Annotated in this window: 17 protein-coding genes, 1 tRNA gene and 1 pseudogene; 16 read left to right on the forward strand and 3 right to left on the reverse strand. The window is 63.8% G+C overall.

The window, feature by feature from the left end:
* Window positions 1-145 precede the first annotated feature (145 nt).
* The 7 genes and pseudogenes from mtaB (at window position 146) to ACSSVZ_RS25205 (ending at window position 7,306) form a co-directional block, all read left to right on the forward strand.
* Complete coding sequence (mtaB, locus tag ACSSVZ_RS25175) at window positions 146-1,357, forward strand: tRNA (N(6)-L-threonylcarbamoyladenosine(37)-C(2))-methylthiotransferase MtaB (protein WP_453973560.1); 1,212 nt, start codon at window positions 146-148, stop codon at window positions 1,355-1,357.
* Window positions 1,354-2,751 (forward strand): signal recognition particle-docking protein FtsY, encoded by a 1,398-nt coding sequence (gene ftsY, locus ACSSVZ_RS25180; protein ID WP_453973547.1) that lies wholly within the window; start codon window positions 1,354-1,356, stop codon window positions 2,749-2,751. The genes mtaB and ftsY overlap by 4 nt, the downstream gene beginning before the upstream one ends.
* A gap of 462 nt (window positions 2,752-3,213) precedes the next feature.
* Window positions 3,214-3,290, forward strand: a tRNA-Arg gene (locus ACSSVZ_RS25185).
* A 511-nt stretch (window positions 3,291-3,801) separates the two neighbouring features.
* Window positions 3,802-5,052: pseudogene (locus ACSSVZ_RS25190) on the forward strand (c-type cytochrome); the annotation flags it as partial.
* A gap of 76 nt (window positions 5,053-5,128) precedes the next feature.
* Window positions 5,129-5,542 carry an FTR1 family protein gene (locus tag ACSSVZ_RS25195; protein WP_422070281.1) on the forward strand — a complete coding sequence of 138 codons (414 nt, stop codon included), beginning with the start codon at window positions 5,129-5,131 and terminating at the stop codon, window positions 5,540-5,542.
* A 188-nt stretch (window positions 5,543-5,730) separates the two neighbouring features.
* Complete coding sequence (locus ACSSVZ_RS25200) at window positions 5,731-6,420, forward strand: class I SAM-dependent methyltransferase (protein ID WP_372089432.1); 690 nt, start codon at window positions 5,731-5,733, stop codon at window positions 6,418-6,420.
* Window positions 6,421-6,571: 151 nt separating this feature from the next.
* Complete coding sequence (locus ACSSVZ_RS25205; RefSeq protein WP_453973549.1) at window positions 6,572-7,306, forward strand: DUF6639 family protein; 735 nt, start codon at window positions 6,572-6,574, stop codon at window positions 7,304-7,306.
* 144 nt (window positions 7,307-7,450) lie between these two features.
* Here ACSSVZ_RS25205 and ACSSVZ_RS25210 read toward each other — a convergent pair whose 3' ends face one another.
* A complete protein-coding gene (locus tag ACSSVZ_RS25210) occupies window positions 7,451-7,921 on the reverse strand; it encodes a MerR family transcriptional regulator (protein WP_372089431.1) in 471 nt (156 codons plus the stop codon).
* A gap of 75 nt (window positions 7,922-7,996) precedes the next feature.
* Here ACSSVZ_RS25210 and ACSSVZ_RS25215 point away from each other — a divergent pair, with 75 nt between their 5' ends.
* The 9 genes from ACSSVZ_RS25215 (at window position 7,997) to ACSSVZ_RS25255 (ending at window position 18,491) form a co-directional block, all read left to right on the forward strand.
* Window positions 7,997-9,379 carry a phenylacetate--CoA ligase family protein gene (locus ACSSVZ_RS25215; RefSeq protein WP_372089430.1) on the forward strand — a complete coding sequence of 461 codons (1,383 nt, stop codon included), beginning with the start codon at window positions 7,997-7,999 and terminating at the stop codon, window positions 9,377-9,379.
* Window positions 9,380-9,539: 160 nt separating this feature from the next.
* On the forward strand, window positions 9,540-10,109 hold the full coding sequence (locus ACSSVZ_RS25220; protein WP_372089429.1) for an MAPEG family protein: 570 nt from the start codon (window positions 9,540-9,542) through the stop codon (window positions 10,107-10,109).
* A gap of 371 nt (window positions 10,110-10,480) precedes the next feature.
* Window positions 10,481-13,543: a heavy metal translocating P-type ATPase gene (locus ACSSVZ_RS25225; RefSeq protein ID WP_372090857.1), complete on the forward strand. Its 3,063-nt coding sequence runs from the start codon at window positions 10,481-10,483 to the stop codon at window positions 13,541-13,543.
* 86 nt (window positions 13,544-13,629) lie between these two features.
* Window positions 13,630-14,145: a signal peptidase II gene (gene lspA / locus ACSSVZ_RS25230; protein ID WP_372089428.1), complete on the forward strand. Its 516-nt coding sequence runs from the start codon at window positions 13,630-13,632 to the stop codon at window positions 14,143-14,145.
* A gap of 50 nt (window positions 14,146-14,195) precedes the next feature.
* Complete coding sequence (locus ACSSVZ_RS25235; RefSeq protein WP_372089427.1) at window positions 14,196-14,534, forward strand: TFIIB-type zinc ribbon-containing protein; 339 nt, start codon at window positions 14,196-14,198, stop codon at window positions 14,532-14,534.
* Window positions 14,535-14,711: 177 nt separating this feature from the next.
* Window positions 14,712-15,653 carry a lipid kinase gene (locus ACSSVZ_RS25240; protein WP_372089426.1) on the forward strand — a complete coding sequence of 314 codons (942 nt, stop codon included), beginning with the start codon at window positions 14,712-14,714 and terminating at the stop codon, window positions 15,651-15,653.
* On the forward strand, window positions 15,650-16,522 hold the full coding sequence (uppP, locus tag ACSSVZ_RS25245; RefSeq protein ID WP_372089425.1) for an undecaprenyl-diphosphatase UppP: 873 nt from the start codon (window positions 15,650-15,652) through the stop codon (window positions 16,520-16,522). The genes ACSSVZ_RS25240 and uppP overlap by 4 nt, the downstream gene beginning before the upstream one ends.
* Before the next feature lie 22 nt (window positions 16,523-16,544).
* Window positions 16,545-17,183, forward strand: a complete 639-nt coding sequence (locus tag ACSSVZ_RS25250; protein ID WP_372089424.1) for a cation transporter — start codon at window positions 16,545-16,547, stop codon at window positions 17,181-17,183.
* A 333-nt stretch (window positions 17,184-17,516) separates the two neighbouring features.
* Window positions 17,517-18,491, forward strand: a complete 975-nt coding sequence (locus tag ACSSVZ_RS25255; protein WP_453973565.1) for a LysR family transcriptional regulator — start codon at window positions 17,517-17,519, stop codon at window positions 18,489-18,491.
* Here the strand turns inward: ACSSVZ_RS25255 and ACSSVZ_RS25260 are convergent.
* Both ACSSVZ_RS25260 and ACSSVZ_RS25265 read right to left on the reverse strand, forming a co-directional pair.
* On the reverse strand, window positions 18,400-18,663 hold the full coding sequence (locus ACSSVZ_RS25260) for a DUF2274 domain-containing protein (protein WP_167095611.1): 264 nt from the start codon (window positions 18,661-18,663) through the stop codon (window positions 18,400-18,402). The two genes, ACSSVZ_RS25255 and ACSSVZ_RS25260, sit on opposite strands and share 92 nt — an antisense overlap.
* Before the next feature lie 3 nt (window positions 18,664-18,666).
* Window positions 18,667-19,659 carry a TrbI/VirB10 family protein gene (locus tag ACSSVZ_RS25265; protein ID WP_453973554.1) on the reverse strand — a complete coding sequence of 331 codons (993 nt, stop codon included), beginning with the start codon at window positions 19,657-19,659 and terminating at the stop codon, window positions 18,667-18,669.
* Window positions 19,660-19,741 lie beyond the last annotated feature (82 nt).

Here is a 19,741-nt window from a genome sequence, read left to right on the forward strand (position 1 = left end):
GCGCGGCGCCACCGAAAGAGCCTGCACCTTGACCATGACGACGCCCGAGATCGAAACGGCCGCAAGCGGCACGCCTGCCGAGCGGGCGGGCGGCGGCGTCGACGTGCTGACGCTCGGCTGCCGCCTGAACACGCTGGAATCGGAGATGATCCGCCGCGAGGCGGAAGCCGCCGGCCACACCGACCTCGTCGTGGTCAACACCTGCGCCGTCACCAGCGAGGCGGTGCGCCAGGCGCGCCAGACCGTGCGCCGGCTGCGGCGCGAGCGGCCGACGGCGAAGATCGTCGTCACCGGCTGCGCGGCCCAGACCGAGCCGGAGACGTTCGCCGACATCGACGCCGTCGACCTGGTGCTCGGCAACGACGCGAAGACGCAGGCCGAGACCTGGAGCGATCTCGCCCGCTTCGGCATCGGCGCCGGCGAGCGGGTCCGCGTCAACGACATCATGAGCGTGCGCGAGACGGCCGGGCACCTGGTCGACGGCCTCGACGGCCGGGCGCGCGCCTTCGTGCAGGTGCAGAACGGCTGCGATCACCGCTGCACCTTCTGCATCATCCCCTTCGGCCGCGGCAACGCGCGCTCGGTACCGATGGGCCTGGTGGTCGACCAGGTCCGCCGGCTCGTCGACAACGGCTACCGGGAGGTGGTGCTGACCGGCGTGGATCTCACCAGCTACGGTCCGGACCTGCCCGGTACGCCGAAGCTTGGCGATCTCGTCCAGAAGATCCTGACCCACGTCCCCGATCTTCCCCGCCTGCGGCTGTCGTCCATCGATTCCATCGAGGTCGACCCGGCGCTGATGGCGGCGATCGCCGACGCGCCACGGCTGCTGGCCCACTTCCACCTGTCGCTGCAGGCCGGCGACGACATGATCCTGAAGCGCATGAAGCGCCGGCATCTGCGCGACGACGCGATCCGCTTCTGCGCCGACGTGCGGGCGCTGCGCCCGGACGTGGTGTTCGGCGCCGATCTGATCGCCGGCTTTCCCACCGAGACCGACGCGATGTTCGAGAACACCCGGGCGCTGGTCGCCGACTGCGGGCTGACCCACCTGCACGTGTTTCCGTTCTCGCCGCGTCCCGGCACCCCGGCGGCGCGCATGCCGCAGCTGGCCCGGCCGGTGGTCAAGGCACGGGCGGCGCGGCTGCGTGCCGAGGGCGCGCGCGCCTTTGCCGCTCATCTGGCGTCCGAAGTGGGCCAGGTGCGCCAGGTGCTGATCGAGCGCGAGGGGCTTGGCCGCACCGAGGGGTTCACGCCGGTGGCGGTGTCCGGCCCGGCCGGGGCGCTGGTGACCACGCGCATCGTCGGCGCCGAGCGCGACCGGCTGCTTGGCGAACCGGTCCCGGAGGCGGCATGAGCGACGGTCAGAACACGGGCGGCCAGAAGCCCGGCATGTGGCGGCGCCTGTTCGGCGGCCGCCCGGCCGAGGAGCAGCTGCCGGAGACCCCGGCGACGGAAGACCGGGCTGCGGGCGATGCGGCGGCGCCATCGGGGGCGCCCGACCGGACCCACCCCGCCGCCAGCGAGGGGACGGATACGGCCGTCGAGGAGGATCGCCGCCCGTCCGAGGCCTCCGCCGAGGCCGCTGCGGCAAGCGGCGCGGACACGCCGGTCGCAGAGGTGGCCGGCGAGGCGCCGTGGCCGGAAGACGAGGGCGCCGCGGCCCAGGACGACGCGTCAAAGGCGCCCGACGCGCCTGTCGGCGCGTTCGATCTCGTCCCGCCGGAAGACCAACCGACCGGCGCGGACGCGGACACGCCGGTCGCGGAGACCGCGTCCGAGCCTGCTGCCGACGACGCGCTGACGGCGGCGCCGGAGACCCGGCAGGGCTTCTTCCGGCGGCTCATCAGCGGCCTCGACCGCACCTCGTCGTCGCTGACCGAGGGCGTCACCGGCCTGTTCACCAAGCGCAAGCTCGACGCGGAGACGCTGCAGGACCTGGAAGACGTGCTGATCCAGGCCGACCTCGGCGTGGAGACGGCGATGGCGGTGACCGAGCGGCTGTCCGACGCGCGCTACCAGAAGGGGATCGAGGACGACGCGTTGCGCCAGGTGCTGGCGGAGGAGGTGGCGAAGGTGCTGGCGCCGGTGGAGGTGCCGTTCGCCATCGACGGCACGAAGAAGCCGTTCGTGGTGCTGGTGGTCGGCGTCAACGGCACCGGCAAGACCACCACCATCGGCAAGATCGCCGCCAAGCTGAAGCGCGAGGGCCGCACCGTGGTGCTGGCCGCCGGCGACACCTTCCGTGCCGCTGCGGTGGAGCAGCTGAAGATCTGGGGCGAGCGCACCGGCAGCCGCGTCGTCTCGCGTCCGACCGGCAGCGACGCCTCCGGCCTCGTCTACGACGCCCTGGAGGAGGCGGCGACCTCGGGCGCCGACGCCATCCTGATCGACACCGCCGGCCGCCTGCAGAACCGGGCGGAGCTGATGGCGGAGCTGGAAAAGGTCGTCCGGGTCATCCGCAAGAAGATGCCGGAGGCGCCGCACGCCGTGCTGCTCGTGCTGGACGCCACCACCGGCCAGAACGCGCTGAACCAGGTCGAGATCTTCACCAAGTCGGTCGGCGTCACCGGGCTGGTGATGACCAAGCTCGACGGCACCGCCCGCGGCGGCATCCTCGTCGCCATCGCTGCGCGCCACCAGGTGCCGGTGCATTTCGTCGGCGTCGGCGAGGGGATCGACGATCTTGCGCCCTTCCGCGCCGACGACTTCGCCGCCGCGATCGCCGGCCGGCGCGACGGACGGGGGTAGGGGCCGTCCGGGTCCGGGCAATCTGAAGGGCCTGAGCCGTCGACGCTGCCGCTTCCAGTCGCTTTCGACCTGAGCCGCCCGGCAGGGAACCCGCCAGATCGCCCTGTGCCGGCCGGGGCGGACCTGCGCCGGGCGCTCGTCGGCGAGGAGGGAGTATCGGTCACTGCAGAAACTCGTGCCGAAGCGCGTTCGCGCCGTTGAAGCGGGCGCCGTCATCTTATATGGAAGGGGCTCGCGCGACCTTGTTCGCGCCGATCAGGCGATGCGCGGCCCCGGCCGCGCCTGGCACCCGTAGCTCAGCTGGATAGAGCGCTGCCCTCCGAAGGCTGATGTCAAGGGCCGACGGAAAAATTGGAGAGAGAAAAGAAACGTAGAAACAATGGCTTGCCTGAAACGCGAAATTATGTTTTCCGGCTTGCCCATCTCACGTAAGCACTGCGTAAGCAGTCGGCGTTTTTAGATGCACCCATAGCTCAGCTGGATAGAGCGCTACCCTCCGAAGGTAGAGGTCTCAGGTTCGAATCCTGATGGGTGCGCCAACCTTTTGCCAAGGTTGGGATCGAGGGTTCGAATCCCTTCGCCCGCTCCAGTTTTCCATAGGAAAATCAAGTAGGTAAGAACGGCCTTTCGGGGCCGTTTTTGCTTAGAATGCCTCCGGCGACTGACATTCTGCAATGTTCGCGCGCATGCGATGAAACCTCAGTCTGCTGGTGAGCGACGCAAGCGGTCAGTGACCGCCGGCAGGCTTCCAATTCGTGGCTTGATCCTGTGGGGACTACAGGAGTATTGCGCGAATGATTCTCAACTAGAGGCTGGTAGATGCGCTTGTTCCACGGTCCTGTTCGCCCCCGCATGAGAGCCGTCGAAAAGAAGTGTCGTTGTGCGTTCGTAATGCTGCTTTCCGCTATTCTATCGCAAATCGTGCCGGGTCAGGCGATTGCGAGCGAAATGGAAGTCCAGACCGTGTGGCGGCTGCTCGACTATGTTGCCGTCGACTACGCCGGTGCGGTCTCCGGCGGGCGCGTTAGCAGTGAGGCCGAATATGCGGAGATGGTGGAGTTCGCGGGCCAGGTAGAAACCAGGCTCGGATCCTTGCCCCAGAAGAGCGGCAAGGCCGACCTGTTGCGCCAGACGAGGGTGTTGCGTGCCGCGATCGCCGCCAAGGCGCCCCCAGCTGAAGTCGCCGCACAATCAAGGGCGCTCGCGTCCGCCCTGCTCGCTGCCTACCCCGTGCCGCTCGCCCCGACGGCGCCACCGGACCTCGCGAGCGGGGCCGCGCTCTACGCTCAGAATTGTGCATCCTGTCACGGCGCAACAGGCGATGGACATGGCCCGGGTTCAGTCGGGCTTGATCCGCCCCCGATCGCGTTCAGCGACAAGGTTCGCGCCGATCAACGCAGCTTGTTCGGCCTTTATCAGGTCATCACCCAGGGTCTCGACGGCACGGCGATGGCCGGCTTCGATTCGCTTCCTGACCAGGACCGCTGGGCGCTCGCATTCTACGTCGGGACCTTCGCCTACCCGACCTCTGAGGCAGGACGTGGCCAGAGGCTGTGGCGCGATGATGCTTCTCTTCGCCAGAGATATCCCAATATGGCGGCGTTCGTCGGCGCGACGCCGGCGTCGCTTGCCGCCGAAATTGGTCTCGGCAAGGCTGACGCCGTGACTGCCTATCTGCGCCGGCATCCAGACTCAGTCACGGCGCGCGCTAACGGTTCGCTCGCACTCACGCGCGAACGTCTCGATGCGAGCCTCAAAGCCTATGCGGCCGGGAATCGGAAGGCGGCCACCGATCTTGCCTTGTCCGCTTATCTCGACGGATTCGAGCCCGTGGAGCCGATGCTCGCGGCTCGCGATCCGGGGCTGATGGCGAGGATCGAACAAGCGATGGGCGCTCTTCGGGCAGCGATTAGCGAGTCGCGCCCGCTTGCCGAAGTCCAAGCCGCCAATCAAGAGCTCGCAGGCCTCTTCGGCGAAGCCGAGGCCGTGCTGGCGCCGGAAAAGGCAAGCAGCGCATCAAGCTTCCTTGGTGCCTTCGGCGTCCTGCTACGCGAGGGGCTTGAGGCGTTGCTGATTGTGGTCGCGATGATCGCCTTCCTCCGAAAGACGGAGCGCACCGAAGTCCTCGGCTTCGTTCATGGCGGATGGGTGGCGGCGCTTGCCGCTGGCGTAGCCAGCTGGTTCATCGCCACTTATTTCATTGGTATCAGCGGGGCTTCGCGGGAGCTTACCGAGGGTTTCGGCTCGCTCTTCGCCGCAGTCATCCTGGTGACGGTCGGAATCTGGATGCACGGGAAAAGCAGTGCCGAGGCCTGGCAACGCTACATCAAGGAGAAGATGACGCACGCTGTCCAGGCGGTCAGGGTGGTTCCTGTTCTTGCTGGCGTTCGTCGTCGTCTATCGGGAAGTCTTCGAAACCATCCTTTTCTATGCCGCGCTCTGGGCCGAGGGAAACGGCTTGGCGATGCTGGGCGGCGCGGCGGCGGCGGCGGTGCTGCTCGCCGTGCTGGCTTGGATCATGCTCCGCTACAGCACCCGCTTGCCGATCACCCAGTTCTTTTCGTTGAGCGCCATTCTCATCGCGGTCCTTGCCATCGTGCTCGCTGGAAAGGGAATAGCGGGTCTCCAGGAGGCAGGAATCCTGGGAGTCGTACCGCTCACGGGCGTACCGCGCATCCAGATGCTTGGGCTGTTCCCTACAACCGAGACAGTGCTAGCCCAACTGGTCGTCCTGGCAATTCTGGTTGGGGGTTTCTGGCTCAATCGCAGAAGCGCAGTGCTGGAGACCTGACGCTATCGCTTGGAGCGATTAGCAGTTTGCGCAACCGGCTTGGTGGGCCCGGTGAGTCCATCGAGACCCGGGCAGCCAGCGTTAGCGGCTATGGCACGGCACGGGATCAGCGTTATTGCGGTTGCAGCAGGATCATTGGCCTCCGCGACGATTTAAGCTTGAATCTGTAGTCGCTACAGGATGTAGGATTGCAAGAAACGAAGGGAATTTCCGTGCCGTCTGATATGACCTACACGCCCGCCGCCGGGCATCACTGGCTCACCCCCTTCTACGACTTTGGGGTAGCAGCGCTCACACGCGAGCATCGATGGAGGAGCGCGCACATCGCGCAGGACTATCCAAGCCCAGGTGACGTGATCGTCGATGTTGGCTGCGGCACCGGGTCGCTTCTCGTGCGCCTGGGGAAGGCTGCAGCGTCCGCCCAGCTCATAGGGATTGATCCCGACCCTGCAGTGTTGACGCTTGCGCGGAAGAGAGTCGCCGCCGCTGGCCTTGCGGTCGAGCTGCACATCGGTTTCGCGCGGCAAGTGGCTGAGTTGCTAGAGGGACGGCAGCCGACAAAGGTCGTGTCGAGCCTCGTTTTCCATCAAGTGCCGATGAAAGAGAAAGTGGCTGCACTCGCCGCCATGCACGCGGCGCTTGGGGTCGGTGGCGAGATTCACATTGCGGATTATGGCTTGCAGCGTACGCCGCTCATGCGGGCTCTCTTCAGAGGCGTCATTCAGAACCTCGACGGATTCGCGAATACTGAACCGAACGCCCGAGGAGTGCTGCCGGACCTTATGCACTCAGCCGGGTTCCGGCACGTGGAGGAGACGATCGTCATTCCAACGCTTAGTGGATCGATTTCGCTCTACCGGGGAAGCTGTTCATCGTGATGCGAAACGTTCCCCGAGCGGTTTTTCGCCTCGTCATCGCTCATGGGCGGTGCCTGGGATGTCAGCTCTTCGGCACCGATCTTGCCGGGGCACGTCTCCGCTCAGCGGCGATTCCAGCATGTCAGCGACCCGCACAACACAGAAGGTGGTGATGGTTGACCGTCAGACGATCCTTGCATTGCTGCTGTTAGGAGCGGGGGTGAGCGGGGGCTTTGCGCTAGATGGCGCCCGGGCCGAGCCGCAGGGTAATTGCGGCAACCAAGGTGTCACTGTCCTCTACGGCGATCCCGCCGAGCTAGATGAGGCATGCGGGGCGTTGGCCGACATCGTTGCGTATTTCAGAGGCATCGGGATCGAAGTGACGCCCAGGATCACGCTGCGCTTTGCCGACCGCGCCATTGTGCGCTCAGCGGAGCGTGCCTCCGTTCATGGCTATTTTGACGGGCAACAGGCGGAAATCACCTTCTATCGCAAGTCCCAAGTGAGACCCTGGGGGCTGCCGTGGAGTTCGGCGCTGGCAGACTCCTTCCTCCGGCACGAGTTGGCGCACATGGCGATCTGGGAAGCCGTCAGGGGAGGCCCGGTCAAGCTGCGGCCCGAGTGGCATGAGTTCATTGCTTATGCAGTCCAGCTCGATCTTATGGACCCGCAGCTTCGTCGATACGTTCTGAATGCGAATATCGATGTCCGGCCGTCCGAGAGCCTCTTGGAGATCAATGAATTCACGTCTCGAATGGATCCTGACACGTTCGCGGTTACGGCGTACAAGACCTATCTTGCCCAGGGTGCGGGGACGTTCGTATCGCAGCTCCTGCGCGGCGAGATCGTCCCCCCACCCTTCGTGTACCCCTTCGCTGTCCTGCCGGGCCAGGTACCAGACCGATGACGATTATTGGATAGAACCGCCCTGCTGCCGCGTCGATGGCAACCGTCCAAACGCTGGCCTTTCGAGTTAAATCGCCCCATTGTAGGAACGCCCTGCCTTGCGGCAAGGACGAGGAGCACAGAGTGGGCCGCCATTCGCCCGCTTTCAATCTCGCTGACGCGGCGATTGTCTGCGCCGCCGCGATCCTCGTGCTCGTGCATGTGATGGCACTTCCGGGTGACCGGGGGAGTCAGCGAGAACTTCGATAATCCGGCAAGTCGCGACTTTCCCGTTGTCGCACTCCTTGATCATCCGGGTGAGCTCGGTCCTAAGCCCGAGTAGACGGCGGATCCGACTCTCGACGGCCTCAAGCTGATCGGTAGCGATCTGGCTTACCTGCTCGCAAGAAGCTTCGGGCATCTCCTGGAGAGCTAGCATCGTCTTGATGGCGGAGATATCGAAGCCGAGATCCCGGGCATGGCGGATGAACGTGAGCCGTCGAACGTCCTCTGCTCCGTAGAGGCGTCGTCCACTGTCGGTTCGTGGCGGGGGCGGTATCAGCTTGATCCGCTCATAATAGCGGATCGTCTCGATATTGACGCCCGTGAGTTTGGACAAGGCTCCGATAGTGATCATCAGGGGTTGATTCTGTAGTAGCTAAAGGAAGTAGGTATAGCGAATCGCTGGAGGTGTGTGAACCCGAGAACGATTATGACCGAGCATGTCGTAAGCCTGATCTGGGACGCCTGGCGCACACGAAAGAAGGGCGTGGGCGCAATCGCGCAACGCCAGCGCGCCCGTCTCGCCGACATGGTCGCCCATGCCCGGGCCAACTCGCCGTACTACCGCGAGCTGTACTGTGATCTGCCGGATCGGATCGAAAGCGCCGAGCAGCTCCCGGTCACCGACAAGAAGCTGCTCATGGAGCGCTTCGACGAATGGTGCACCGATCGCGCCGTCACGCTCAAGGCTGCAGAAGCGCTCGTCGACGATCCCAGCCGGATCGGAGAGTGGTTCCTCGGAAAATACACCGTGATGACCACCTCCGGCACGACCGGCCGCCGCGGCATCTTTCTGGTCGACGGTCGCACGATGGCGGTCGTGACTGCCATGATGCTCCGCTGGGTTGGTGACTGGCTCAGTCCGAGTGACTTCCTCAAGATCCTCGCCCGCCGCAGGCGGATGGCGATGGTGATGGCGACCGGCGGCCATTTCGCCTCGGCCGTTGCCGCGGCACGCCTGAAGGAGCGGCGCGGAAAGCAGGTCGAGGTGCTTTCGGCGCACATGCCGATGACAGAGCTTGTGGCTCGCCTGAACAGTTTCCAGCCGGCGCTGCTTGCGCCTTATGCCAGCATGGCCGCGATGCTCGCCGACGAGCAAGAGGCCGGCCGGCTCGACATCCATCCCGCGCTGCTGGCCCTCTCGGCCGAAGGTCTGCCGCAGGAGGAGTACGGCCGAATTGCGCGTGTGTTCAACGCCAAGGTCGGCAACAGCTATGCCGCCTCGGAATGTATGTATCTCAGTTCGATGTGCCGCGAAGGTTGGCTGCACGTGAACGCCGACTGGGTGGCGTTCGAGCCGGTCGACGCCGACTACCGCCCGGTCGCTCCAGGCGAGCAGTCGCACACGGTGCTGATCAGCAATCTCGCCAACCGCGTGCAGCCGATCCTGCGATACGATCTTGGCGACAGTGTGCTGCAGCGGCCGGACCCGTGCCCATGCGGCAACCCCTTGCCCGCTATCCGCGTGCAGGGGCGCTCCGCCGACGTTCTCACGTTCCGCACGCCAGGCGGGGAGGTCAGACTGCCTCCGCTGGCGCTCAGCCAGCCGGTTGAGGCTGTTCGCGGAGTCACGCTCTTTCAGGTCGCGCAGTCCGAGCCGGACAGACTTGAATTGCGTCTGCAAATCGCGCCGACAGTGAATGCGGACACCGTCTGGCGCGAGGCCGAAGCAGGTCTGCGGAAGGTGCTTGCCGAGCATGGGCTTGAACACGTCGCTGTCGAGCGCGGCGGCGAGCCGCCGGAGCAGGGTCGCGGTGGGAAGTTCCGGGAGGTCATCCCGTTGGAGACCGGAAAAAAGGCGGAGCAACGTTGAGCGAGGGCAACTTCACCCCCGACGCCCGGACGGCCGCAGGCCCGGCGTTCAACTTCGCTGACGCCTTAATTGTCGTTGACCTGTTCTCGCTTCTGCTTGTCGGGCGTGAAGCCGAAAGATGGCCGCAGAGACCTGACTGGCAACCGCTGGGAGGTGGACGATGAACAAGCCCCCAATACCGAAAGACCTGGCCGCCGAGATGGCACGCGTCCGCCGTCAGGCTGCGCTGTCCTTCCTGTTTTGCGCGCCCGTCCTCGGAGCGGCCGTCCGGTGGCTGCCGCAGCAGCTCGAATTTCCGGCAGAGACGGCCGAGCGGCTGGCCTTCGCCGCGCGGGCAAGCCTGCTCATCATGCTTTGGGTCTTGGTCGGCGTCGGAATCATTGCGAGGCTCCGGCGCAAATCGGCGCACGACACCGCGGGCTCCGCCTACGGCCCGCCGAGCGAGCGGCTAAGAGTTCCGCTGGCCTTCCTGCAGAACACGCTCGAGCACGCGACACTGGCGGCCTTTGCCGTCATGGCGCTCGCCACCGTCGAGGGCGACGCTCCGCTCGCCTTCATTATGGGAACGGTCGTGCTATTCGCGGTCGGACGTATCACCTTCCTCCGTGGCTACCCTCATGGTTCGCCTGGCAGAGCGTTCGGTGTGGTGACAACGGCATTGCCAATCATGGGCGCGTTCGCCTGGGTCATCTACGACATGGTCGACGGCCTGTTCCGTGGCACGATCTAGCTCGAACGAGGCTATGCCGAGAGACCTGCCATTGAGCCGCCGGGTTCAGGTCGTCGTCTTGCAGCGGCCGGACCGTGCCCGTGCGGCAACCCCTTGCCGCAATTCGCGGACAGGTCGCTCCGCGGACGTTCTCACGTTCCGGACTTCGGGCGGCGATGTCAGGTTGCCTCCGCTGGCACTCACCCAGTCATGATCATGAGCCGCTCCCTTCGGCGGCGAGATGCATGATCGCCGACGCCGCGGGCGTCCGCACTTCGTGTGACAAAGTACGAGTTTCCCCCTTGCTTCTGTAGTGACTACAGGATGTATGGTTAGCGAGAGAGTGAGGACGTGTTTGAGCTGAACTCAATGACACCGGTATGGAGACGATGATGACTGCTGACGCCGCGACGATAAGCCATTCAAGCTCGCTGCGCTTCAAAGTCGACGGCTTAGATTGTCAAAATGAGGTTCGCGCACTTCGTGCCGCGGTGGGGCCGGTCGTTGGCGGCGACGACAAGCTGTCCTTCAATACTCAAGCCGGCGTCATGGAGGTGATGTCCGAGGACGTTTCAACGGTCGATGCGGTGCAGCGGGCGGTCGCTACGACAGGCATGCGAGCGCATCTTCTGCAGGAGCCGGCGCAGCAGCCGGCACTGCTGTTCCGGGTCGAGGGGCTCGACTGCAAGAATGAAGTCGCGGCGCTCAATCGTGAGATCGGTCCGCTGGTGGGGGGCGAGGCTTGGCTTACCTTCGACGCAGCGAAGGGGCTGATGACGATCGCGCCGCAACGGCAGGCAACGGTCGATGAGATCATCCGTCGTGTCGCGCCGACTGGCATGCGTGCCTCCTTGATTGGGGACGGCACGGCCGAAGCAATGCTTTACCGTGTCCATGGTCTCGATTGCAAAAACGAGGTAGCAGCCCTCACCCGGGAGCTCGGGCCGCTCGTCGGTGAAGACAAGCTCGCGTTCGACACTACTCGAGGGATGATGACGGTGGCTCCGCAGAATCGGGCGGCTCCCGATGCGATCGAGGATGCGGTAGCTCGAACAGGCATGCGCGCCGAACCATGGATGCCGACAGCAATCCCCTCCGCTGCGCCCGAGCCCGCTGGAGTGCAAGAAAGTGCGGCGTGCGGCTGTGCTGCCGGTGTGCAAGAGGCTCTCAGGCCGCCGATTCCGACCCGGTTGCCCGGTCAAATCGTATATCGCATTCACGGCATGGACTGTGCCGACGAGGTCGCGGCGCTGAAGCGCGAGGTTGGACCGCTGGTCGGGGAAGACCACCTCGCCTTTGATCTCCTCAACGGCCGCATGTCCATCGACATGACACCGGACGCCGCGCTTGAAACCCGGGTCGAGAAGGCGGTGGTCCGCGCTGGTCTGCGTGCCGAGCCGTGGACCGAAGGCGGCACTAGCGAAGCCGCGCAGGCTGAAGGGCGGCGCAAGCAAGTGCAGTCGTGGCTGACAACCGCAAGCGGCGTGTTCACGGCGCTCGGCTTTGCAGTTCACGCCTGGCTTGGGGGCGGTGTCATCGCGGCCTTTGAGGCAGGCGAACATGCTTTGGGCTCGACCCCGTTGCCGAGCATAGTTCTTTATGCAGTCGCGGTACTCTGCGCGGCGCGCTACGTCGCGCCCAAAGCTTGGCTCGCGGCCAAGCGACTTCGGCCCGACATGAATCTGCTGATGATGGTTGCGGTCGCGGGGGCAATTGGCATCGGCGCCTGGTTCGAGGCTGCCACTGTTTCGTTCTTTTTTGCATTGGCGCTGGCGCTCGAGGCGTGGAGTCTTGGTCGCGCGCGCCGGGCGGTTGCTGCCCTCATGGAGCTCGCGCCGCCGACTGCACGCGTCAAGCTCGAAGATGGCTCCGAGCGCGACGTCCCGGCGGCCCAGGTTCGGGTCGGCGCGCATATCATCGTCCGACCGGGAGACAAGGTGCCTCTCGACGGTCGGGTTGCCGCCGGCGAGAGCGAGGTCAACCAAGCACCGATCACCGGTGAAAGCGTCCCCGTATTCAAGGCGGAGGGCGACGAGGTCTTCGCCGGCACCATCAACGGCGAGGGTGCAATTGAGGTCGTGACCACCAAAGCGGCGAATGACACGACGCTCGCCCAGATCATCCGCATGGTCGGTTCGGCGCAGAGCCGACGCGCGCCCAGTGAGCAATGGGTGGAGAAGTTTGCTCGCGTCTACACGCCCGTCGTGATGGTACTCGCCGTTGCGATCTTCCTCGTTCCGCCCCTGCTCTTCGGCGGTGCCTGGGAGGTCTGGTTCTACCGGGCTCTCGTTCTCCTCGTGATCGCTTGTCCCTGCGCCCTCGTGATTTCGACACCGGTGACCATCGTGGCGGCACTCGCCGGCGCGGCGAAACAGGGCGTTCTTGTGAAGGGCGGCACACATCTCGAAACGCCTGCGCACCTGAAAGCCATCGCCATGGACAAGACGGGCACTCTCACCGAAGGGCGGCCGCAGGTCGTTGAGATCGTGCCGCTTGGAGGCCGCGGTGAAAGGGAGCTCCTCGGCTTGGCCGCGGCCCTTGAAGCGCGCAGCGGACATCCCATCGCTCGCGCCATCCTGGCGAAAGCCGCCGAACTGAAGATCGCCGCCGAGCCTGCCGAGGCTGTCCAAGGGATCACTGGCCGAGGCGTCGTCGGTCGAGTGGGCGGGCGTGAGATGTGGCTCGGCTCGCGCCGCTACATTGAGGAACGGAGCATCAACTCAGCCGAAGTTCTGCAGCGGGCCGACGCGCTTTCGAGCGCTGGTCGCACAATCGTCGCGGTCGGCGATGGTCAGGAGGTCTGGGGGCTCGTCGCCGTTGCCGATGCCGTCAGGCCGGAAGCGAAGGACATTGTTGCAGCCCTTCACCGCGCCGGGATCGAACACGTCGTGATGCTCACGGGGGATAATCGCGCAACGGCGGAGGCGATTGCAAAGCAGACGGGCATCGATGAGGTCCGGGCGGAACTTCTGCCCGGCGACAAGGTGGCGGCGGTCGAGGATTTGGTGCGGCGCTACGGATCGGTGGCGATGGTCGGCGACGGAGTCAACGATGCTCCCGCAATGGGGCGGGCCAATCTCGGCATCGCCATGGGCGCCATGGGCAGCGACGCCGCTATTGAAACGGCCGATGTGGCACTCATGTCGGACGACCTCTCGAAGCTTCCCTGGCTGGTGAGGCATTCGCGCGCGACGCTTTCTGTAATCCATCAGAATATCGCGTTTTCCATCGCCGTGAAGCTCGTGTTCACGGCACTGACAGTGGTCGGCCTTGCATCGCTATGGGGTGCCATCGCGGCTGATGTCGGCGCATCGCTGCTGGTCGTTCTCAATGGCCTGCGCCTACTCAACCGTGGCCAGACCAGCGTTCAAAAAGGTGGCCCATCCGACGGCCTCGGCTTTCCGGCGCACCACCGGCGTCATACCCCCGCGGTAACCGAGACGGCCCCGGCGTAGCTAGCTCAAGCCGCTCCGGTACGCTTTCGACCCAACCCTAATGCGCTGGCCGCGGAGCATGGCTGAATAACGAGGACTGATTGATCGTGGCTGACCCGAGTTTGATACGACGAGCTGCATTGGCCGGTGGTGCCCTGGCTGCCGCCCTCGCGGTCGATTTCGTTACGAAATGGCTGATCGTCAACATTGTGATGGTGCCGCCGCGCACGATCGAGATCGCGCCCTTTTTCAATCTGACGCTCGGTTTCAACACAGGCATCAGCTTCGGGATGTTCCAAGACGTCTTCTTGGCGTACCCGCTGATGCTCGGCGGGATATCGATCGTGATCGTGGTTGGCCTCCTTCTTTGGGCATTGCGAACGACAAAGCGCATCGAGACATTTGCCTTAGGTCTGATTGCTGGCGGTGCCGTTGGCAACGTCGTGGACCGGGTGCGTCACGGCGCCGTGACCGATTTCCTCGATGTTTACATTGGCGCTTGGCGCTGGCCAACCTTCAACATGGCGGACGTGATGATCACCATGGGCGTCGTCCTGTTGATCACAGGCTCCCTTTGGCCGGCGCGATCGACAGTCTCGAGTCAGGAGAGGCCAGGGAGATAGAGATTCACGCATTCTACCTTACAGCAGAATGAACAGGAAAGGACCATTCCATGACAGACACACCGATAACCGCCTCTCAATCCAGAGCCTCAGGCATGCTGTGCCCCCACTGCAAGATCGATCTCGTCATGGCGGATCGCCAGGGTGTTGAGATCGACTATTGCCCCAACTGCCGGGGTGTCTGGCTTGACCGGGGCGAACTCGACAAGATCATCGAGCGCAGCGCTGCATACGACGCACCTGCGCCCGCACCACAAGCGACGCCCCCGCACGACAGCTACCCGAATAAACGCGGTCGCTATGACCAGAGCGGCTACGGTCGTCGCGATGATTGTGATGATCGTGGGCGCCGCGGCGGCCGCGGGTTCCTCGGACAGTTGTTCGACTGATCTGGGCGGGTGAGGCGATCGTCCGGAAGCGTCAGGCACCCCGCCGGTTCTTGGATTTCACGAAGGCGATTGCCGCCGGCTGGCCTTCAACATGGGGCCAGGCTCGACAAAATTACTTGCATCCCGACGGGCTCCGCGCTGCGCGGCGATGCGGTCATCGGCGTTCGGCAACACACTATGGACAATCAACCGATTAAGAGGCGCGCGCTTCTCCTCTTGAATCCGCGAAGCCGCAGTGGTGGCGATCGCGCGCCGGATGCCGCCGTCCAGCAGCTTGAGCGCGGCGGCCTTATCTTGACGCGCGGGCTGTGCGCTCGATCGGCAGACATAACCCGCGAGGTCATCCGGCATGCGCATGAGGTCGATCTTGTGATCGTCGGCGGCGGCGACGGGACCGTGAATGCCGTGCTCAAGGGCATGCTGGAGACTGGGCTGCCGCTCGGCATCTTACCATTCGGCACGGCGAATGACCTTGCCCGGACACTTGGCATTCCGAGCGACCCTGAAGCGGCGGCCGCGGTCATCGTCGCCGGCCGCACGCGTCGGATAGATGTCGGCCAAGTCAACGACCAGTTCTTCGTCAATGTCGCGAGCATGGGCCTGAGCGTTGAACTCGTGCGTCGCATGACCGGCAACCTGAAGCGGCATTTGGGGCGGCTTAGCTATCCACTGGCTGCTATAAAGACGGTGCTTTACACGAGGCCGTTCACAGCCGACGTGGCGACCGCCGGTCGCACGATCCAGCTCCGCAGTCTTCAGATCGCAGTCGGGAACGGTGTCTATTACGGCGGCGGCATGGCCGTTTACGAGGCAGCAGCAATCGACGATCAATGCTTGGACTTCTACAGCATTGAGCCGCGACGATTTTGGCAATGGCCGCTCTTCCTGACGGCATTCCGGCGCGGCAACCGAAATCTTGTCGGTATGCGGGCCTTCTGCAGCCCTGGCTCCATTGAGATCCAGACCAGTCCGCCGCTATCGGTCAACACCGATGGCGAAATCACGACAACGACACCCGCCCGCTTCAATCTCTTGCCGCATGCGCTGTCGGTGTTCGTGCCGGTACGTCAATTTGAACCTCATTTGAGCCGGCGCTCGCCAACAAGGGAGACTGTATGACGGAAGGCTGCACGAATGGCGTCGACACCGGTTTCGTGGCGTTGGGCTATGCCAAGGTCGCCCTGCTAGGCGTCGTCCAGGGGATCACCGAATTGCTGCCGATCTCCTCGACGGCGCACATGCGGGTCGTGCCTGCGTTGCTCGGCTGGCAAGATCCCGGCTCCGCTTTCTCGGCAGCCATGCAACTCGCAGCATTGGCTGCCGTCGTGAGCTATTTTTGGGGTGACGTGAGCGAGTTGGCCACGAACTCGCTTCGCGCCGTTGCGCATCGAGATTTCCGGAACCGGCACTTCCGTTTCTCTGTTTGGATTGTCCTTGCGACGATCCCGATCGGCCTGACAGGATTGGCTTTGTCGAGTACGCTGAATGCCTGCGGTTCTCCGCTGCGAACGCTAGCAGTCATCGGCTGGGCCTCCATCGTCATGGCCATTCTCCTGGCGCTTGCGGAGATTTACGCCCGCCACAAACGGACACTCGAAAATGTGACGCTCACCGATGCAATGGTCGTCGGCATCGCGCAGATCGGCGCCCTGATACCGGGAGTATCGCGCTCGGGCTCCACTTTCACCGCTGCGCTTTCGCTCGGCCTGAAACGAGAAGAGGCGGCGCGCTTCTCGTTCTTACTTGGTCTGCCCGCGATCGCCCTGGCCGGCTTCAAAGAGATTTGGGAGCTTCACAAAGCCAATCTCCCTCTCGATGGCTGGCTCATTCTTCTCGTTGGGCTCGTCGTAGCCTCTGTCTCCGCATTCTTCGCGATTTGGGGTCTGATGCGCGTGCTTGAGCGCTTTTCCGCTTGGCCCTTCGTAATCTATCGAGGTGCACTCGGCGTATTTCTCATCTCGGCCGTTGCATTGGGTCGACTTACCTGATTGCGAACAATTGGAAATCTGCATGAGTGCAAGCAACAATAAGAACGAGTCCGAAATCCAGCTTGACGCGAGTGACGCCGCCGAGCGCAAGACCTTGCTGTGGGTGCTCGGTATCAATTTCTTGCAAGTGATTGTCGCGGGGGTCGTAGGAGTTATTGCAGACTCCACAGGTCTCTTGGGCGCCGCCCTCGATAATTTAGGGGATGCCGGAGTTTATGCCGTCAGCATCTACGCCGTTGGGCGAACGATCGTGGCGAAGGTGCGTGTCGCGCGTTTGTCCGGCGTCATTCTGATCGTTTTGGGGCTGGCGCTGCTCGTGGAGGTCCTTCGGCGCTTTTTCGCGGGCGCAGAGCCGATCGGTTTAGCCATGATCGTTACGGCCATCGCAAACGCCGCAACCAATATGCTCTGCCTGCGCTTGCTGCGTTCGCATCGGGATCAGGGCGTTCATCTGAAGGCGTCCTGGATCTTTACGACCAACGACATGGTGGCCAATGCCGGCATCGTTGTATCCGGCGCTGCAGTCATGTTTTTCGGATCTCCGGTTCCCGATTTGATCATCGGGCTGGTGGTTGGAGGAATCGTTCTCAAAGGCGGCTGGGATATTCTGAAGGAGGCGCGTGAGGCGCGACGGGAGGGCTTGCCGAGTCGCAAAGATTGATGAAGCCTTGGTCGTTCCCGGCGTCGACTGCGCTCCAAGCAGGTTTGACTGACCGTGCACAGCGCTAGTGGGTAGTCTCGGTGTCGTTGCGCAGAACACGGCTCCAGTTTCGATGATATTCAGCTTGATTCTGTAGCGGCTACAGGAGGTAGGCTGACGCATTGTTTGGCATCACTCGAGGGGATCGGGTCTCGCCGATGCGTCGTCGGCAGTCTTCAGGTTATTTGATCTTCGAGGTGCGGTCGGGCGTCCGGTCACATCGTTTCAGAGGCCGGGACCTAAGCTGAAGGAGGCAGGCCTCTGAAGATCGAACTCCGCCATCTTCGCTATGCTATTGCCGCAGCTGAGCATGGGAGTTTTCGGCGCGCGGCAAAGGCCCTGCAAATTCAGGAATCTGCCATCAGCCGGCGTATCCGGGATCTGGAAGATGAAATCGGAGCGGCACTTTTCATTCGCCACCATGGCGGCGTTCATCTCACCCAGGCGGGCAAGCGATTCCTCGTTCGCGCGCGTAAAGCGATCAATCAGATGGGTCATGCCGCAATAGACGCCGGTTCCTTCGGGCGCGGCGAAGCGGGAGTTGTACGCATCGGAATATTCTCCTCCCTTGCATCGGGATTTCTCGCTGATTTGCTACGCGACTATGTCTCAGCAAATCCGGGCGTCCGCCCCGATCTTGTTGAGGGTGGCCCGCGAGGGCACATCGCTGCAGTCCAAAGGCATCAATTGGATGTGGCCTTCCTAACCGGCACGCCGGTCGCCGACGGTTGCGATCGGGCGCATCTGTGGAATGAACGCGTTTTCGTGACTTTGCCGAGTGACCATGAATTGGCGCATAGGGATGAGATCTCTTGGGATGATCTGCGCGACCGACATTTCATCGTTAGCGAGACCGACCCCGGACCCGAGATCCACGACTATCTGGTGAAGCATCTCGCCGAGCTGGGTCACCATCCGAGTGTCGAACGTCACGGAGTGGGCAGAGACAATTTGATGCCGCTCGTCGCTATAGGTCAGGGCCTGACCCTAACCAGCGAGGCGACTACGGCCGCACACTTTCCGGGCGTCATCTACCGGCCGTTGGCGAACGAAGTCCTCCCCTTTTGCGCGATTTGGTCGCCGCAGAACGACAATCCGGCGCTCAGACGCCTGCTAAGTCTGGCGAGGACTATGTCGAAGCGATCCAGATCGCACCTGCTCACAACTAGAGCAGCGACTAATCCTTCGCCGGCTCCTTCGGCGGATATACGTGGCGGGCATGCCCGGCCTCCCGACGCACCTTCGCGAAGCCTCGATCAGTCGCCATGAAGCGTTCCACCATCGGGGCGATCAGCTTGGCCGGCTCGCCCACAGGCTGGCCCGTCTCCCGGCCCAGGACCTCCGCGTAGGCGACGAGGTCGCGATGCACCGCGGCGGGAAGCTCGATGTTGAGTTTGACGGGTCGGTCGTCGGCGATGGGTCCGAGTTTCAGTTTCGCCATGAATCATCCGCCATAGGGTTCGAGGACAAGGTCGCGCGTAACGACCACGCGGACCGGAAAGCCGGGCCGGATGGTCAGCGTCGGCGCCACATTGAGCTGGCGCCGAACGATCTGCTGGCCAGCATCGTTGATCGTGTCCTGCGCACCGCCGCGAATGGCGCTGATGAGGCGATCGTTGTCGTCGGCAGCCAGTTCCGCCCCGACGCCGAGCAAGGTCGAGAGTGCAGCCGCCTTGGCGATGTCCCACCAGTGATAGTCGACGCCGTCCTCAAGCCCGGCATAGCCTTGCGTGTCGGCTCCAGATTGACGTTCCAGTACAATGGAACGCCCGTTCGGAAAGATCAGCCGGTTCCAGACGAGCAATACCCGACGCTGGCCGAAGCCCACATCATTGCTGTACTCGCCGATGATGCGGGTGCCCTGGGGGATCAGGAGCATGCTGCCCGTCGGACTGTCATAGATGTGCTGGGTGACCTGCGCAGTGATCTGTCCGGGCAGATCGGAGCGAATGCCGGTGATGAGCGCGGCGGGGATGACGGACCCGGCCTGTAGCACGTAGGGCGACGCTGGCGGCATGACGCGATCGGGCGCAACGGTGCGCCGGTCCACGGGACCGCTGAGGAATGCGACATCACTGTTCTGAGCGGCGGGCGGTTGACCGCCGAGGCTGAGACCCACGGTTTCGGGCGCAGGCGTAGAATTCGCCGTGGCCGGGGTGGTCTGGAAGAAGACCCGGCTGGTGCGCGCCGCCTCTTCTTCTGCAAGGCGTCGTTGTTCTTCCGGATCGACTGCCGGCGTGTTCATCGTGGGTGGGACGACGGGCCGCCCACGCTCCTGGGCATCGAGGATCGGCCGGCCGAGATCGCCGGGCAAGGCGGGACCGAGCACCGGGCCGGTATAGTCGCGTGGCAATTCGTTGAGCCCATCCGCGGTGCTGCGGTTCTCGGTCGAATAGAGCTCCTCGCTGCTAACTCCGTCCTCCGGGTGACCTGCCACTGAACTGTCATCCAGCTGCGATTAGAGCCTCGGTCGTTTCTGCTACGCCATAGGGCGCGGGTTGAGCAAGCGGCGGAGACGC

The organism is Amorphus sp. MBR-141 (assembly GCF_053628695.1).

What these genes read in the sequence shown, in the direction of transcription:
- ACSSVZ_RS25220 (WP_372089429.1), top strand. Translation starts at nt 9,540, where the DNA reads ATGAACAAGCCCCCAATACCGAAAGACCTGGCCGCCGAGATGGCACGC.
- ACSSVZ_RS25210 (WP_372089431.1), bottom strand. Translation starts at nt 7,921, where the DNA reads ATGATCACTATCGGAGCCTTGTCCAAACTCACGGGCGTCAATATCGAG.
- ACSSVZ_RS25250 (WP_372089424.1), top strand. Translation starts at nt 16,545, where the DNA reads ATGAGTGCAAGCAACAATAAGAACGAGTCCGAAATCCAGCTTGACGCG.
- ftsY (WP_453973547.1), top strand. Translation starts at nt 1,354, where the DNA reads ATGAGCGACGGTCAGAACACGGGCGGCCAGAAGCCCGGCATGTGGCGG.
- mtaB (WP_453973560.1), top strand. Translation starts at nt 146, where the DNA reads ATGATCCGCCGCGAGGCGGAAGCCGCCGGCCACACCGACCTCGTCGTG.
- ACSSVZ_RS25260 (WP_167095611.1), bottom strand. Translation starts at nt 18,663, where the DNA reads ATGGCGAAACTGAAACTCGGACCCATCGCCGACGACCGACCCGTCAAA.
- ACSSVZ_RS25205 (WP_453973549.1), top strand. Translation starts at nt 6,572, where the DNA reads ATGGTTGACCGTCAGACGATCCTTGCATTGCTGCTGTTAGGAGCGGGG.
- ACSSVZ_RS25215 (WP_372089430.1), top strand. Translation starts at nt 7,997, where the DNA reads ATGACCGAGCATGTCGTAAGCCTGATCTGGGACGCCTGGCGCACACGA.
- ACSSVZ_RS25225 (WP_372090857.1), top strand. Translation starts at nt 10,481, where the DNA reads ATGACTGCTGACGCCGCGACGATAAGCCATTCAAGCTCGCTGCGCTTC.
- uppP (WP_372089425.1), top strand. Translation starts at nt 15,650, where the DNA reads ATGACGGAAGGCTGCACGAATGGCGTCGACACCGGTTTCGTGGCGTTG.
- ACSSVZ_RS25240 (WP_372089426.1), top strand. Translation starts at nt 14,712, where the DNA reads ATGGACAATCAACCGATTAAGAGGCGCGCGCTTCTCCTCTTGAATCCG.
- ACSSVZ_RS25235 (WP_372089427.1), top strand. Translation starts at nt 14,196, where the DNA reads ATGACAGACACACCGATAACCGCCTCTCAATCCAGAGCCTCAGGCATG.